At 57.0% G+C, this 14,728-nt stretch carries 14 protein-coding genes and 1 pseudogene; 9 read left to right on the top strand and 6 right to left on the bottom strand.

The genetic code is table 11. From position 1 onward, the window contains the following. Nucleotides 1-24: 24 nt before the first annotated feature. From B7L15_RS13555 to B7L15_RS13545, 3 genes are read right to left on the bottom strand one after another with little or no spacing between them, the layout of a single operon-like run. Nucleotides 25-1,353, bottom strand: a complete 1,329-nt coding sequence (locus B7L15_RS13555) for an ATP-binding protein (RefSeq protein WP_254902944.1) — start codon at nucleotides 1,351-1,353, stop codon at nucleotides 25-27. Further along, nucleotides 1,343-2,008, bottom strand: a complete 666-nt coding sequence (locus B7L15_RS13550) for a response regulator transcription factor (protein ID WP_085919482.1) — start codon at nucleotides 2,006-2,008, stop codon at nucleotides 1,343-1,345. Before B7L15_RS13550 ends, B7L15_RS13555 begins: the two co-directional genes overlap by 11 nt. A gap of 14 nt (nucleotides 2,009-2,022) precedes the next feature. Beyond that, the gene (locus B7L15_RS13545) at nucleotides 2,023-2,529 is read right to left on the bottom strand and encodes a cupredoxin domain-containing protein (RefSeq protein ID WP_085919481.1); all 507 of its coding nucleotides are present in this window, start codon (nucleotides 2,527-2,529) and stop codon (nucleotides 2,023-2,025) included. A gap of 186 nt (nucleotides 2,530-2,715) precedes the next feature. Here B7L15_RS13545 and B7L15_RS19585 point away from each other — a divergent pair, with 186 nt between their 5' ends. Then, nucleotides 2,716-2,865, top strand: coding sequence for a hypothetical protein (locus tag B7L15_RS19585; RefSeq protein ID WP_176243692.1), 150 nt, complete (start codon nucleotides 2,716-2,718; stop codon nucleotides 2,863-2,865). Next, nucleotides 2,862-3,305, top strand: a complete 444-nt coding sequence (locus B7L15_RS13540) for a DUF411 domain-containing protein (RefSeq protein WP_085919480.1) — start codon at nucleotides 2,862-2,864, stop codon at nucleotides 3,303-3,305. The genes B7L15_RS19585 and B7L15_RS13540 overlap by 4 nt, the downstream gene beginning before the upstream one ends. A 12-nt stretch (nucleotides 3,306-3,317) precedes the next feature. Here the strand turns inward: B7L15_RS13540 and B7L15_RS13535 are convergent, their stop codons facing one another. Both B7L15_RS13535 and B7L15_RS13530 read right to left on the bottom strand, forming a co-directional pair. Continuing rightward, a complete protein-coding gene (locus B7L15_RS13535) occupies nucleotides 3,318-3,734 on the bottom strand; it encodes a PaaI family thioesterase (RefSeq protein WP_085919479.1) in 417 nt (138 codons plus the stop codon). 66 nt (nucleotides 3,735-3,800) lie between these two features. Beyond that, entirely contained in the window at nucleotides 3,801-5,975 is a 2,175-nt protein-coding gene (locus tag B7L15_RS13530; RefSeq protein WP_085919478.1) for a malate synthase G, read from the bottom strand. A 230-nt stretch (nucleotides 5,976-6,205) separates the two neighbouring features. Between B7L15_RS13530 and B7L15_RS13525 the strand changes: the two genes are divergently transcribed. Both B7L15_RS13525 and B7L15_RS13520 read left to right on the top strand, forming a co-directional pair. After that, nucleotides 6,206-7,237 carry an alpha/beta hydrolase gene (locus B7L15_RS13525; RefSeq protein WP_085919477.1) on the top strand — a complete coding sequence of 344 codons (1,032 nt, stop codon included), beginning with the start codon at nucleotides 6,206-6,208 and terminating at the stop codon, nucleotides 7,235-7,237. 105 nt (nucleotides 7,238-7,342) lie between these two features. Next, nucleotides 7,343-7,924: an NADPH-dependent FMN reductase gene (locus B7L15_RS13520; protein WP_085919476.1), complete on the top strand. Its 582-nt coding sequence runs from the start codon at nucleotides 7,343-7,345 to the stop codon at nucleotides 7,922-7,924. Here the strand turns inward: B7L15_RS13520 and B7L15_RS13515 are convergent. Further along, nucleotides 7,921-8,583: pseudogene (locus B7L15_RS13515) on the bottom strand (ATP-binding protein); the annotation flags it as partial. The gene B7L15_RS13520 and the pseudogene B7L15_RS13515 sit on opposite strands and share 4 nt — an antisense overlap. A 141-nt stretch (nucleotides 8,584-8,724) precedes the next feature. Between B7L15_RS13515 and B7L15_RS13510 the strand changes: the two are divergent. The 5 genes from B7L15_RS13510 (at nucleotide 8,725) to B7L15_RS13490 (ending at nucleotide 14,710) form a co-directional block, all read left to right on the top strand. After that, the gene (locus B7L15_RS13510) at nucleotides 8,725-9,405 is read left to right on the top strand and encodes a TnsA endonuclease N-terminal domain-containing protein (RefSeq protein WP_085919475.1); all 681 of its coding nucleotides are present in this window, start codon (nucleotides 8,725-8,727) and stop codon (nucleotides 9,403-9,405) included. After that, the gene (locus B7L15_RS13505; protein ID WP_085919474.1) at nucleotides 9,398-11,326 is read left to right on the top strand and encodes a Mu transposase C-terminal domain-containing protein; all 1,929 of its coding nucleotides are present in this window, start codon (nucleotides 9,398-9,400) and stop codon (nucleotides 11,324-11,326) included. The genes B7L15_RS13510 and B7L15_RS13505 overlap by 8 nt, the downstream gene beginning before the upstream one ends. Continuing rightward, a complete protein-coding gene (locus B7L15_RS13500) occupies nucleotides 11,323-12,207 on the top strand; it encodes a TniB family NTP-binding protein (protein WP_085919473.1) in 885 nt (294 codons plus the stop codon). The genes B7L15_RS13505 and B7L15_RS13500 overlap by 4 nt, the downstream gene beginning before the upstream one ends. Continuing rightward, complete coding sequence (locus tag B7L15_RS20010) at nucleotides 12,207-13,295, top strand: TniQ family protein (RefSeq protein ID WP_085919472.1); 1,089 nt, start codon at nucleotides 12,207-12,209, stop codon at nucleotides 13,293-13,295. Before B7L15_RS13500 ends, B7L15_RS20010 begins: the two co-directional genes overlap by 1 nt. A gap of 806 nt (nucleotides 13,296-14,101) precedes the next feature. Continuing rightward, nucleotides 14,102-14,710, top strand: coding sequence for a hypothetical protein (locus B7L15_RS13490; RefSeq protein WP_254902943.1), 609 nt, complete (start codon nucleotides 14,102-14,104; stop codon nucleotides 14,708-14,710). Nucleotides 14,711-14,728: the final 18 nt, after the last annotated feature.

The raw sequence follows: 14,728 nt of genomic DNA, 5'->3' as shown, positions 1-14,728 counted from the left end.
AGCTGAAACTAACCTGAATGGCGCTTAATCTTGCTTGATGTGGGTCAATGGCAGGCAAACAGTCACGCGCAAACCACCCAGCGGGCTTTTCGCAAAGTGGGTGATGCCACTGTAGCGTGCGATCAACTGGGCAAGAATTGAAAGCCCGAGGCCGTAGCCTGGGGGGCGCTCGTCTAGCCGAATGCCGCGCTCGCCGAGTTTGGCGAGGTCCTTCGCAGGCACGCCCGGCCCGTCGTCATCCACGGTCAAGGTGAGTGATTCGTCAAGCGCCAACTGGCAGCGTACCTGCGTGCGGCTCCACTTACCGGCGTTATCAAGCACGATGCCCAGCATTTCGGCAAAATCATGGGCCTCAACGGGCACCACCGCCTTGGCGTGCTCACTGTAGGTGAGTTGAAACTCGCGCTCGGGGTAGAGGCTGCGAAACATCTCGATCAAACGTCGGGTTTCCCGTTCAAGGTGCACCATGCGCCCGGCGTTGGGGCCGGCGATGCGCGCACGGCGGAGCTCGGCGTCCAGTTGAGCATTAATGTCCTCAATACGGCTGAGTAGTTTGCGGCGGCGGTTGCCGTCAATCGGCCGGTTGCCGCGTAGTACCTGGGTGATCGCCGCCAGCGGGGTTTTCAACGCGTGGGAGAGGTTGGCGACCGACTCCCGCGAACGTTGAAGGCGCAGGTCGATGTCATCCATAAAGCGGTTAAGCTGAGCCACCAGGGCATCCAGCTCAGCCGGAGCGGTGAGCGAGAGGCGTTGGCGCTCCCCCGCTTGAAGTGCCGCCAACTGCTCGCGCAACTGCCATAACGGCGTTAGGCTGCGATTCACAGCGAGCAAATTAAGCGTAATCAGCATGGCCAGAAGCCCGGCGGCAATGCCGCCTACCCACCAGTGCAGAGTGGCCAGGCCTGCTTCCACCTGGGAAAAATCCTCCCCCACGAGTAGCACGCCGCTTGCGCCCTGCCATTCAAAATGGCGGCGGTAGACCAACAGGCGTTGCCCATCGTGCTGAACGTCTAACAGCGCATCACCGCTTTCTTTCAGCAGTGGCGCAAGCTGGCGTTGCCACTTTGGGTCGGAAGCGCTTACTGAGTTGTTAAAACGCAGTACGTAAAGGTGATGAAACACTTGATAGCCCTGGCTGACCGAGTCAAGCGAGGTGGGCACGGCGGTTTCGCCTTGTTCAAGCTGCGCGACCGCGTGGTCGGCTTCACGTTCTAGACGCTCGCCTAAAAAATCCCGCGCCAGATTCTGTAACAGAATCCCATGCAGTAGCCAGGTAGTAATGACGACCAGCAACGCGACACCGCCCAGCCATAGCAGCAGGCGGAAGCGAAGGCTACCTCGATTAATACGCAACGAACACGTACCCCTGTCCACGGCGGGTCTGGATCAGTGACTTGCCCACATAGCGGCGTAAGCGAGCAATGTAGACCTCGACCAGGTTAGAGGCCGCGGCGTCCTGGTCAAGTGTATACAGTTGGTCGAGTAGGAGATCTTTTGAGAGTACTCGATTGGGGTGATGCATTAAGTAGCGCAATAAACGAAATTCGGTGGCTGTTAGCGGATGTTCGGCTTGGCCGTTGACGCTAACGCATTGGCTGGCTTCATCCAATATCACGCCGCTAAGTGTCAGCCGTGCGGAATGTTGCACAGAGCGCCGTCGCAGCAGGGCCTTTAACCGGGCCATCAGCTCGGCTTCGTGAAAGGGTTTGGTGAGGTAGTCGTCCGCGCCTTTTTCCAGGCCGATAACTTTATCTTCCCAGGTATCTCGTGCGGTAAGAATCAAAATCGGGGTGTCCCGGTTTTGCTGCCGCCATTGACTCACAAGCGTAAGGCCCGAACCATCGGGAAGGCCCACGTCTATAATCGCCAGCTCATAACGTTCGGTTGCCATCAGCGACGAAGCCGCCTTCACCGAGGCGGCTACGTCAACCAGGTAACCATTGTCTTTTAGACTTTCTGCCAGGCTTTCGGCCAGCAGATCATCGTCTTCCAATAGCAACAGTTTCATTGGCAAAGGCCAGATTAGAAAGTGATATCGCCGTACATACCGGACTCATAGTGACCAGGAATATTGCAGGCATACTGTAGGCTGTCGACATTTGCAGGGGCGGTCCATACCAACGTCTTGGTTTCACCGGGAGCCATCGTGACGGCGGACATATTGCCGCCATGCTCGCCTTCTGCCATATCATGCCCGCCGTGGCCACCATGGCCGTCACCGTGGTGGCCGCCGCCCATTGCCTGCATCATCTCACGATGCGCTTCTTGGGCTTCCTTATCGCCGATCACGAATTCATGTTCAATGCTGCCGGTATTGTTGATTTCAAACTTGACCGTTTCCCCGGCGGCGATCTCTAACGCTTCGGGGTCAAACCACATGTCACCGGCTTCAATGCTGATGGTCCGATCTACCTCGGCATCGTTTGCCGTGTGGTGTGCGCCATCATGCTCGCCTTCTGCCCAGGCAACGCCTGCCAGCAAGCTTAAGGTAATGGCGAACACACTCGATGAAAGATAGGTCTTGCGCATTGTTACTCACCTCGAAAGTTATTGTGACGTTTTCTTTATACGGCGTTAACCTGAAACGAGCCTGAACCTGATCAGCAAAACATGATCTATCGCAATATACCCTCGGCCAAACCAGCGAATCGCTTGACCTTGGGGTAACCCCAGGGTTGTAAGCTTTTGCTGTGCCCAATGGTCAGGAGATTTGCCATGATGAACGCAGATTGTTTTGCTTTGATGAGTTCCATGGGTTGGTTTGGTTGGTTGATGCCGCTGGCTTTTCTGCTGCTGGTAGGCTTGAGTATCGCCGCGCTGGCAAAATATTTGTTTAGCCGTACCTCAAAGGGAGATCCCTCATGAACCGTTTAACTGCCTCGCTGCTATCCAGCGCATTGCTTCTCGGTGCCACCTCGGCCCAGGCCGCGCTGCCCGATGAAGCCACGCTCTACAAAAATCCCCAGTGCGGCTGCTGCGATGAGTACGCGCGCCACCTGGAAGAACAGGGCGTTGACGTCACCATTGTCGATGATGCTCAACTCGGCGAGATCAAGCAGCAGGCGGGCGTGCCCTATGGACTTGGCGCCTGCCACACCATCGAGATGGGTGAGTACTGGATTGAGGGCCATGTGCCGATGGAAGCCGTCACAAAGCTGTTTGACGAGCAGCCTGACGTCGGTGGTATCGGCCTGGCCGGTATGCCCATCGGCACGCCGGGCATGCCAGGGCCTCAGAGCGAACCCTATGAGGTGTATACCTTTACCGACCAGGAAGACGCACCCTTTATGACGCTTGAGCCGTGATTGAAGGTCGCGTCACGGTTTATCCGGCAGCACATAGCTGGCGGTAACGTGGATGACCGGTTTGGTTTCATCGGCAGTGGAGACGATCTGTACCTCGCCCACCGCCAGGCGGCGGCCGAGCTTGATCAGCTTGGCGTGGGCAATGATGTCATGGTCGCCGGAGGCGGCGCGCAGAAAGTGACAGTTCAGGTCGCTGGTCACGGCCATCGGCTCCGGGCCAATCTGCGCCAGAATGGCCACATACATGGCCACATCGGCAAAGCCCATCATGGTAGGGCCGGAAACGCGTGGGCCCGGTCGCAGGTGCTCGTTACCAATCGTCAGGCGCATCGTAGCGCTCATCTCTCCCACGCTTTCAATCCTGCCCATGCGCTGGGGAAAGACCTCATCGAGAAAGTGTTCGATCTGTTCGACGGTCATCACGGTCATTGTTGTTTTCCTTCATAAAAAAGCCCCGAGGCAAACGCCCCGGGGCTGATCGTACCTTTAGCGAGTTTACTTCGCCTTATGCACCTGGCGCCACTCGTGGAGTAGCGGTTCGGTGTAGCCCGACGGCTGGACACGGCCTTTGAAGATCAGGTCAGACGCCGCCTTGAACGCGGTAGAATCTTCGAAGTTGTCGCTCATGGCGGTGTAGGTGGGGTCCTCGGCGTTCTGCTCGTCGACCACCTTGGCCATGCGCTTGAGCGTCTCTTCGACCCGTGGAGCATCGACAATGCCATGGTGCAGCCAGTTGGCAATGTGCTGGCTGGAGATACGCAGCGTGGCGCGGTCTTCCATCAAGCCGACGTTGTGGATATCCGGCACCTTGGAGCAGCCCACGCCGTGCTCAACCCAGCGCACCACGTAGCCCAGAATGCCCTGGCAGTTGTTGTCCAGCTCCTGCTGCTTTTCCTCGTCGGACCAGTTGGCGTTTTCGGCAACCGGTACAGTGAGCAGGTCATCCAGGAAGTCTGGCTCGCCCTGGGCTTCAAGTTCGCGCTGCACGTCGGTGACGTTGACCTGATGGTAGTGCAGTGCGTGCAGTGCCGCGGCGGTGGGCGAGGGCACCCAGGCGGTGTTGGCACCCGCTTTCGGATGGCCGATTTTCTGCTCCAGCATGTTGTGCATCAAGTCGGGCATTGCCCACATGCCCTTGCCGATCTGGGCGCGACCGCGCAGACCACAGGCGAGACCGACCTGAACGTTGCTCTTCTCGTAGGCCTGAATCCAGGCGGCGCTCTTCATGTCGCCCTTGCGCACCATGGGGCCCGCTTCCATGGCGGTGTGCATTTCGTCGCCGGTACGGTCAAGGAAGCCGGTGTTGATAAACACCACGCGCGATGTGGCTTCGGCAATACATGCCTTGAGGTTGACAGTGGTACGGCGCTCTTCGTCCATGATGCCCATTTTCAGGGTATCGCGGTTCATGCCCAGAATGTCTTCCACGCGGCCGAACAGCTCGTTGGCAAACGCGACTTCTTTGGGGCCGTGCATCTTCGGCTTGACGATATACACCGAGCCCGCACGCGAGTTGCGCGGCTGGTCAGCGTCTTTCTTCAGGTCGTGCAGCGCCAATAATGAGGTGACGACGGCATCGAGGATGCCTTCCGGCAGTTCGTTGCCGTTCTCGTCGAGAACCGCCGGGGTGGTCATCAGGTGGCCGACGTTGCGCACGAACATCAGCGAGCGGCCTGGAAGCGTCACGCTGCTACCATCGGTGGTTTGCCAGGTCCGGTCGGCGTTCAGCTTGCGAGTAAAGGTCTTGTCGCCTTTCTCGATTTTCTCTTCCAGGTCGCCCTTCATCAGGCCGAGCCAGTTGCTGTAGACGCCCACCTTATCTTCCGAGTCGACGGCGGCCACGGAGTCTTCGCAGTCCATGATCGCGGTCAGCGCGGCTTCAGCCACCACGTCCTTGACACCTGCCGGGTCGGTTTTACCGATGGCGTCGTTGGCGTCGATCTGGATTTCCAGATGCAGGCCGTTGTTGCCCAGCAGGATGGCGTCAGGCGCGGCGGCATCGCCGCTAAAGCCGATCAGCTTACCCGCGTCCTTCAGGCCGGTTTCGCGTCCGCCCTCCAGCGTGACGACCAGGTGCTCATCGCGAATCGCGTAGTTCACCGCATCACGGTGAGAACCAGTCGCCAGCGGCGCCGCGCGATCGAGGACGCCGCGGGCGTAGGCAATGACCTTTGCGCCGCGCTTGGGATTAAAACTGGTGCCCTTTTCCGCGCCGTCTTCTTCCGAAATTACGTCGGTGCCGTAGAGCGCGTCGTACAGGCTGCCCCAGCGGGCGTTGGCGGCGTTGAGCGCGTAGCGCGCGTTGCTCATCGGTACGACCAGCTGCGGGCCCGCCTGAACGGCGACTTCACGGTCAACGTTGGCCGTGGTGGCTGTGACGTTGGCGGGCGCGTCGACCAGGTAACCGACGTCTTTCAAGAAGCGACGGTAGGCGGGCATGTCCGCGACCGGGCCGGGGTTTTCGCGATGCCAGGCATCAAGCTTCTCTTGAAGAACATCACGTTCTTCTAGCAGTTGACGGTTTTTGGGGGTTAAATCGTGAAATAGAGCATCGACGCCTGCCCAGAAGGCGCTTTCGTCGACGCCGGTGCCGGGCAGGGCCTGCTCGCTGATAAAACGATCCAGGTCGGCTGCCACCTGTAAACGGTGACGCGTGATACGCTCGCTCATGGAGACTCTCCTGTTAAGGTGGCTGTGACGCCGTTTTGCTCGGCTGATGCCCCGTCACAGTCAGATGAAAACGCATTTAAAAACTATTTATGGAAAATAATTCCACATCTGTGTGGGCATGTAAACAGCATAGACGCTAAAGCGCTATCATGCTCGACCAAAAGATAAGGAATGACGCCATGGGTGATTGACTGACCGGTGGCGAAAGAGCGGTTTAAGGAGAGGTGCGAATGCGCGAGTTCGATCATTTAGAGGCATTGTTTCGCCGCCACGCTGGCGACTCAGCACTCTCCCGCTTGGTGCCTGGTGACGTCCTTGCCATGGCGATGAATGACTATTTTCAGCACTACGGCCTGGAGGCGCTGCGCCTTGACACCCGGGACGTATACGCAGGGTTTATCGATACCGGGCGTTTTTCGCTGTGGTGCCAGGTATGGAGCCCGCCTGCACCAAAAGGCACCGCCTTTGTCGTCCACGGCTATTTCGACCACCTGGGGCTTTATCGCCACCTGCTTGAACGCTTGTTGGATAAAGGCTGGCGCGTTGTTCTGTGGGATTTGCCCGGTCATGGGCTTTCCAGCGGTGCGCGTGCTGCCATTGATGACTTTGACGACTATCAGCACTGCCTCACGCATGTGCAAACCATTCTGGCCCAGCAGTCCATGGCGCCTGCCCCTTGGATGGGCATCGGGCAAAGTACCGGTGGGGCGATCCTGGCGACCGACGCGCTGAGCCGCCGCCATGCAGCGGGGTGGGATGGCCTGGTGCTATTGGCGCCGCTGGTTCGCCCCTGGGGCTGGAGCCAGGCAAGCTGGCTGCACCTGATCGCCAGTCCCTTCGTTAAAGCGCTGCCGCGCAAGTATCGGCCCAACTCGACTGACGAAGAATTTACCGAGTTTCTACGCGATCACGACCCGTTGCAGCCCAATCAGCTGAGCGTGGCCTGGGTCACCGCCATGCGCCGCTGGATACCCAGGCTATTGGCCCGCGACCCGCTGGATTTGCGAGTGATGATTTTACAGGGCGAGCAGGACGTTACTGTGGACTGGGAATGGAACCTGGCGATTCTGCAGGATAAATTCCCCGGCGCGCAGATCTATCGGCATCCGGATGCCAGGCACCACCTGGTGAATGAAGCGGAGCCGATTCGCCGTGCACTGTTCGATGCCCTGGACGCGTTCATCGATCAAGTGGCGGCGTCCAGGACAGAAACGTCACCCAGGAAGCCGCCCTCATCGTCAACGATGGATGATAACCTTTGACTATTGGCCCCTTTATATGAGTGGGGGTTAATGCTATCACCCGATGCTTGTGCGAAACTCGCAATGACCTACTTACGTTAGCCCATTTTCAATCAGGATCGTGCGATGACATCTAACACACCGAAAGTACTGGTATTTGCGGGTAGTGCCCGCGAAGGCTCACTGAATAAGCAGCTCGCCCAACTCGCCGCCAAGCGTATCGAGGCACTGGGCGGCCAAGCCACTTTTATCGATTTAAAGGATTACCCCTGCCCGTTATTTGACCAGGACATTGAGGCGCAAGGCATGCCGGACAATGTGCTGAAGCTGCGCGCTATCCTCGCTGAGCACCAGGCGGTATTTATTGCCTCGCCGGAATACAACGGCTTTATCACGCCGCTGCTCAAGAACACCCTGGACTGGCTATCCCGGCCCTATGAAGACACCCCGGGCCTGGGGCTTTTTGCGGGCAAGTGGGCGGCCCTGGTGGCAGCATCACCCGGCGGGTTGGGCGGCATCCGCGCGATGCCCCTGGCGCAGCAGCTCCTCGCCAACCTTAGCCTGACGGTTCTGCCGCAGCCGCTATCGCTTCCCCAAGCAGGTAGTGCATTCAACGACAGTGGCGCGCTACATGATGAGGCCACCGGCCAAAAGCTTGATGCGCTCTGCCAGCGCCTGGTCGATTCGCTGGCCAAAACCCACGGCTAAGCCCCCTTCAACAGCCGATCCAACTGCCGGTAGCCGATGGCTTCGATTAAGTGGGGCTGGGTGGGCTTGGGTTCACCCTGCAGGTCGGCGAGGGTAAGTGCGACGCGCAGCACGCGGTGGTAAGCGCGGGCAGAGAGCTTGAGTTTTTCCAGCACCCCCGCCAGCCAGGCGCGCTCTTCATCATTAAGGGCGCAGGCCGTCTCCAGCGCCTTGCCGCTGAGTTGGCTGTTGAGCGCACCTCTTGCCATTTGGCGTTCCCGGGCGGCCATGACGCGCTGACGCACGGCTTCGGATGATTCGCCCTGAGTCTGTGCGGTAAGTTGCTCCGGTGGCAGTGCCGGGACTTCTACCTGCAGGTCGATGCGGTCGAGCAGCGGGCCTGATAGCCTGTTTTGATAGCGCTGGATCTGGCTGGCGGTGCACTGGCAGCGGTTGCGCGGATCGCCCAGGTGCCCGCAGGGGCAGGGGTTCATTGCTGCCACCAGCTGAAATTGCGCCGGGTAACGGCGCTCGTGGCTGGCGCGGGCGAGATGAATTTCGCCGGTTTCCAGCGGTTGTCTTAAAACTTCCAGCACGCTGCGGGAAAACTCCGGCAATTCGTCCAGGAACAGCACGCCATGGTGGGCCAGCGAGATTTCGCCGGGTTTGGGTTTTGAGCCGCTGTCATTTTCAGCAATTAATGCGACCCTCAGCGCGTAATATCGGGCTATTATGGTAGTCTGTGCAGGATTGAATGCGACAGAATTGATAGTAATTGCTGCGACAGGTCATGTTTTATTCAATATTTGGTGCGACTGCCCATGCCATTGCCTACATCCGTTCGTAAAATTGGCCCTACCCGACGAAGTGTGTCTGGCTACTATGCCTTTCGCGGGGAGGAGTCTATTGCGTTCGAGTCGACGCTCGAACGTGATTTCCTCATCAAGGCTGACTTTGATGTGAGCGTCCTTGGTGTGATTTCCCAGCCGTGCGAGATCCCGTTTCATCATCCAGTGACCGGTAGGCGTTACACCTACACGCCGGATTATTTGGTTTATTACCGTCTCGGTAACCGTCATTACAAGGACTACCCGAAACCTCTCCTGGTGGAGGTCAAACCACGGGAAAAGTGGCAAGAACATTGGCGTGAATGGTCGCCTAAATGGAAGGCGGCTATGCGGCATGCCAACAATGAGGGCTGGGCGTTTCGCATTCATGATGAAAGCCGCATTCGTGATAAGACCTTGGACAACATTACCTTCCTAGCGCGCTACAAGCGGATGGTGTTTCCCTCTGTCGAAAGCCAGGCAGTGCTCAATACGGTGAGGGAGATGGGGGTGGCGACCTTGGATTACCTGCTTTCTCGGCACTTCATGGGCGATATTTACCGGGCAGAGGGGATTGCGCATTTATGGCATCTGCTGGCGACCCGGCAGCTAGATTGCGATATGGCTCAATCCTTCAGTCCTCTATCGGAGGTATGGGTACCCGATCATGAATAATCATCGTGGCAGCGCAACTGAACCCAATAACGGCGTCGCCCAAACACGCCAACACTTGCAGATCATGGTGGGTGAGCAGGTTCAGAAAGATGGCACCGTTTACCGAATTTCCCAGGTGCTCGATTTTGAGACGGTCATTGGCATTGCCGTTGAGTCCGGGCGTAGTTGCCCGCTTCGCATCAAAGAACTAGCGCCTCTCAATAGCGGGTCTGTACCCCCTGAGCAGGATATGTCCGAGATTGGGGATGCCGATTGGCGGGAGGCCGAGCATCGCTTTTCCATCATTAAGCCCTTGGTGGATCGCCATACGGTGGGGAGGGATGCAGCGGAGGAGCGTGCTAAACAAACGGGGGTTGATACGGCTACGATCTACCGTTGGTTGAAGCGGTATAAAGCGACGGGCTCGGTGCTCGCATTGATTCCTCAAAAGCCAGGGTGGAAAAAGGGGAAGTCGCGCATACCCGCGCATGCCGAGGCGGTGATTCAGGAAGTCATCAAAGAGGTGTATTTGACGTTGCAGCGTCCGTCCGCACAAAAAGCGGTACAGGAAGTCATGCGGCGCTGCCATGAGCGGCGCATCGACCCGCCGAGCCCTGGTACTGTTCGTTCTCGTCTGCGCGACATCCCAGAGCGCGACCGATTGCGTGGGCATGGCTTTAGAGAAAAAGCGATTAATAAGTTTCAGCCGGCTGCCGGGAAGTTTCCCAATGCGGATTATCCATTAGCCGTCATGCAGATTGACCATACGCCTGCCGATATTATTTTGGTCGATGACGTGTATCGCAAACCGATTGGTCGACCATGGATCACGTTGGCCATGGACGTGTGTACCCGCGTGGTCACGGGGTATTACTTATCGTTTGACCCGCCCTCTGAAACATCCGTAGGCATGTGTGTGGCGCACTCCATGCTTCCTAAAGATGAGTGGCTGCTACTGCATAACGTGGAGGCTGAGTGGCCGGTATGGGGCACACCCGCCACGATTCATGTCGATAACGGCCCAGATTTTCGCTCAGAGTCGTTTCGGCGCTCATGCCTAGCCTATGGGATCAATCTTGAGTTTCGGCCTGTTAAGCAGCCTCGTTATGGTGGTCATATTGAGCGGGTACTGGGCTCTCTTCTCAAGGAAATCCATAACCTGCCTGGGACGACCTTCTCCTCCATTAAAGAGAAAGAGGGGTACGATCCAGAGAAGCACGCGGCCATGACGAAAAGCGAGTTTGAAGAGTGGCTGGTGACGTTGATTTGCAAGGTTTACCACCAGCGGCTTCATTCTGGAATTGGCATGTCCCCGATGAAGAAGTGGGAAATCGGTGTGTTTGGCAATGCCGACGTGCAGGGGGTGGGATTAGCACCAAGGCCTGCTGACAGGCTCTCTGTATTGCTTGATTTTTTGCCCAGCTTTCAGCGCACAATCCAGACCTTTGGTGTGACCATCGATGGCATGAACTATTACGATGAGGCGCTAAGGCCGTGGATCAATGCCAAAGATCCAGATACGCCAAGTAAGAAACGAACCTTTGTTTTTCGGCGTGATCCTCGCGACATTAGCGTCATTTGGTTCAAAGACCCTGAGCTTGGGCACTATTTTCGCGTTCCGTTTGCCAACCTTGCCCTCCCCTCGATGAGTGTGTGGGAGTATGCCCAAGCTAAGGCACGCCTTCGCCAGGAAGGCAGGAACTCGGTGAATGAGTCTGAAATTCTACGCGCTATTAGTGAGCTGCGAACCCATGTGGAGGAGTCGCAAGCGCGTACCAAGCGAAGTCGCCGCCAGGCGCAACGACGTAAAGAGCATGAGAAAAAGGTGACGCCGGCAGATCCTCTTTTAAATGCACCCTCAACCGCGGCCCCTCAAGAGTCACCCGCTCAGGGGGACGGTCTTTTAACGGGTGATATCGATGTGAACTGGGACATAGCATGAGCACACACCTTCATCCTGATCTTCGTCATGTCTTGGGGCTGTCCGCTAAAGAGCGAATGGAGTTTATGGATCAACCGCGATGGTTGGGGTATCCATTGGCCAATCGCGTCATTGAGGTCATGCGTGGGCTGATGGAGAAGCCTAGTCGCCCTCGTATGCCCAATCTTTTGATCGTGGGTGACTCCAACAACGGAAAGACAACCATCGTTCAACGGTTTCGTAAACAGTACGGTGAGGGCTACGTGAATGAAGACGTAGAACCAGTGAAGCCAGTTATTGTCACCCAAGCCCCACCGAGTGCCGATGAGAAAAGTCTGTATATCGCAGTGCTAGAGAGCTTTTGGGCTCCCTACCGACCTACTGACCCGGTTCCCAAGCTGCGCTACCAGGTGATTCATCAACTGCGTGCTTGCCATACGCGCCTGCTGATCATTGATGAGTTTCACTCATTGCTAACCGGTGGTGCCGTCAAACAGCGAGAAACGATGAATGCCATTAAGCTCCTGTGCAATGAGTTAATGATTCCCATCGTTGGCGTGGGCACGCAGGATGCCGTGCGGGTGCTGCATTCAGACCCGCAGCATGCGAGTCGCTTTGATGTGGTCGCGTTACCCAAGTGGGAGCTCAATCAGGAGTTTCAGAAGCTGCTCGCTGGCTTTGAGAAGATCCTGCCGCTCAAACACCCCTCCCAGTTACATGAGCCACAATTGGCTACCCAGCTTCACGCGATCTCTGGCGGCAATTTTGGTGACCTTCACCGGCTGCTGATTGAGTGTGCCAATGCCGCTATTCTGTCCGGGGCTGAGCGTATCGATGAGAAAATTATCCAGAGTAAATCGTGGGTGCGACCAACCCGTGGCATTAGGGAAGTGATGCTGTAATGCCCTGGGCGCTGAGTGTGCCCCTGTTGCCTGAGGAGTCCCTTTCCTCATGGTTCGTTCGGGCGGCGTTGAGGCAGGGATGTGATCCTTTGTCGCTCACCGGGGCTATTTGGCCAACATGGCGTATATGGACGAGGGATATTGACAGGGAAATTCCCTTCGTAAGAATGCGCCCATTAGTCAATGCCTCGGGGATCTCTTCTGCTGAGTTTCAGAAGGCGGGGATGCGGGACGATTGTGAGAAAGTGGTCGGTTACTCATTACCGGAAACGCGGACTTGGCCCTGGTTGTTAGCACTCGGCAGCCGAAATCGAACCCGCCATGGAGGACAACAGGTATGCACGTTGTGCTTGGCAGAGGACTCAACCCCCTACTTGCGCCGGCACTGGCGATTCGCTTGGCACACTGGGTGCCGCTTTCATGGGGTGCAGCTGATAGATGAGTGCCCAGCATGTAAGGCCCCGATAGAGCCCCATCGCCTGTCAGCGGAAGATCAACATTTAGCTCAGTGCAGCCGGTGTCATGACGATTTTAGAAAGGCGGTGCACACGTCGCATTTACCTGAAGCGTTCAGTTTCCAAGTGATGGCGGATCGTGTTTTAAAAACGGATAACGTGACGTTTAGGCAGGCCTCTATCGCACCCGCCGATTGGTTTTCTATGGTGACCTTCTTTCTTGGCGTTGTACGGCGTGCAAGTCGGCGGCCTTCGTCACCCCTCGGCGATGCGCTTCTGTCATTGGGCGTTTCGGTTACGGATAGCCGGATGCCTTTGTCTGGGTTAGCGTTTGAGCTGTTGCCTGTCAGCGAGCGTCGTGCTTTATTAGCGCGGGTTGAGCGGTTAGTGAGCATAGGCGTTGAGGAAACGTTCAATGCGTTGGTCGCGTTCAATGTGAAAACGAGCGCGCTTCATGATCCCCGAAAGTCACCCCCCGTTGTGCTGTTGCCAATGTTGTCACGATTATCTCATCACCCTCATGGGCCACATCGCCGCCGCGTTCAACCGGATCATCGCCCTACGTCGGAACGTGCTGTTAGAGCCTCTTGGGCGCGTTTAAAACGCAGAATGAAAGCGGAGCCAACCTTTTGAATCAACACCAAACGGTCGGCTGCGATGAGTGTGGCCGGGAAGTTTCCAAGTTGTGGCGACGCCACAAGGGGCATGGTTACTGCTCAACCTGCTATGCCCGGGTGTTTAAGCGACGGATGTGCCCTCGATGCGGTGAGTTAGCCCGCCTGCCGAAGAATGACCCTGAAGCCGTCTGTCGCCAGTGTGATGTCGACAAGCCGTGTGCAAGATGTGGAAAAGCCAGCCCAGACTACAACATCGGCAAGGTTACTCCATACGGCCCTGTCTGCAACGCATGTGCTCCCTATTTTCGAGAGCCGGAACCCTGCGAGGTGTGTGGGAGGCCGTCTCAACGTCTTACCCGGGTGACTCGGATGGGTCATGATCATCGCTTATGTCCAAGCTGTGCGACGGCAGACCACGGTACCTGCTCTGCGTGTCGTCGACATCGTTTATTGGTGGCGGTACCCAACGGGGATGCGTTGTGCAAAGCCTGTTATGAGCAAGGTGAGGTTGCCTGCCCATCGTGTGGTCATCCTATGCCAGCGGGTCGAGGCGATGCTTGTGAGCCTTGCTACTGGACGCGGACATGTCGTAAACGGGTCACTATTGGCCAAGCTGGTATCAGTGCCAAAGCGTTAAGTGAGGCATTTGGGGAGTTTGGTGAATGGTTGATTCGCACCACGGGGCCGCATAAGGCTGCCCTCAAGATCAACCATTTCTTATCGTTCTTCCTGGAGCTCGACCAAGCATGGTCACGCATACCAAGCTATACGGAACTGCTCCATCACTTTGGGGCTGAGGGGTTGCGGCGTGTGAGGCTCCCTATGCGCTGGTTGCATGAAGAGAAAGGGGTTGAGCCGGATCATCAGGCCAAGCGCATTAGCTCGGAGAAACGGCGTATTCAGGCGTGCCTCAGTTCCATGCCGTCCGCTTCGTTATCAGAAAGCGTGCTGCAAACCTATTGGCAGCAATTAGAAGCACGTATTGAGGCGGGCAGAACGTCGCATACGTCCGCACGCTTTGCACTAAGCGCGGCAGCCGCATTGTTACTCAATACTGACCGAGAGGGACAGCGGCTACCTAACCAGGGCGATGTGGACAGTTACTTGAGTGCGGTGCCCGGACAAGCAGCCTCGGTGACGGGGTTTACCAATTTCTTAAATCGCCAACATGCCACCACACTGACCCCTAGGGTGGATGAGAAACGGGCAAGAAAACGGCGAAAAGAAAAGTTGGCTCGCACCATGATGCAAATGGCTAAGTCCGCTGATCAAGGGGAGGAGTGGAAGGAGCGGTGGATCGTCACTGCCATGGAATACTTTCATGACAAGAAAGTATCTAAAAAAGCACTCCGTCAACAGACCATAGAGCATTCAGGAGACGGGGTACGGGTTAGCATGAAGGGTGTGAGCTACTGGCTGCCTATTGCATAAGGGCTCAGATGCCTTATT

The sequence above is a fragment of the Halomonas sp. CSM-2 genome (assembly GCF_002119345.1).
In the GTDB taxonomy this organism is placed as follows: Bacteria; Pseudomonadota; Gammaproteobacteria; order Pseudomonadales; family Halomonadaceae; genus Vreelandella; species Vreelandella janggokensis.
This window is presented reverse-complemented; position numbering and strand designations above follow the sequence as displayed.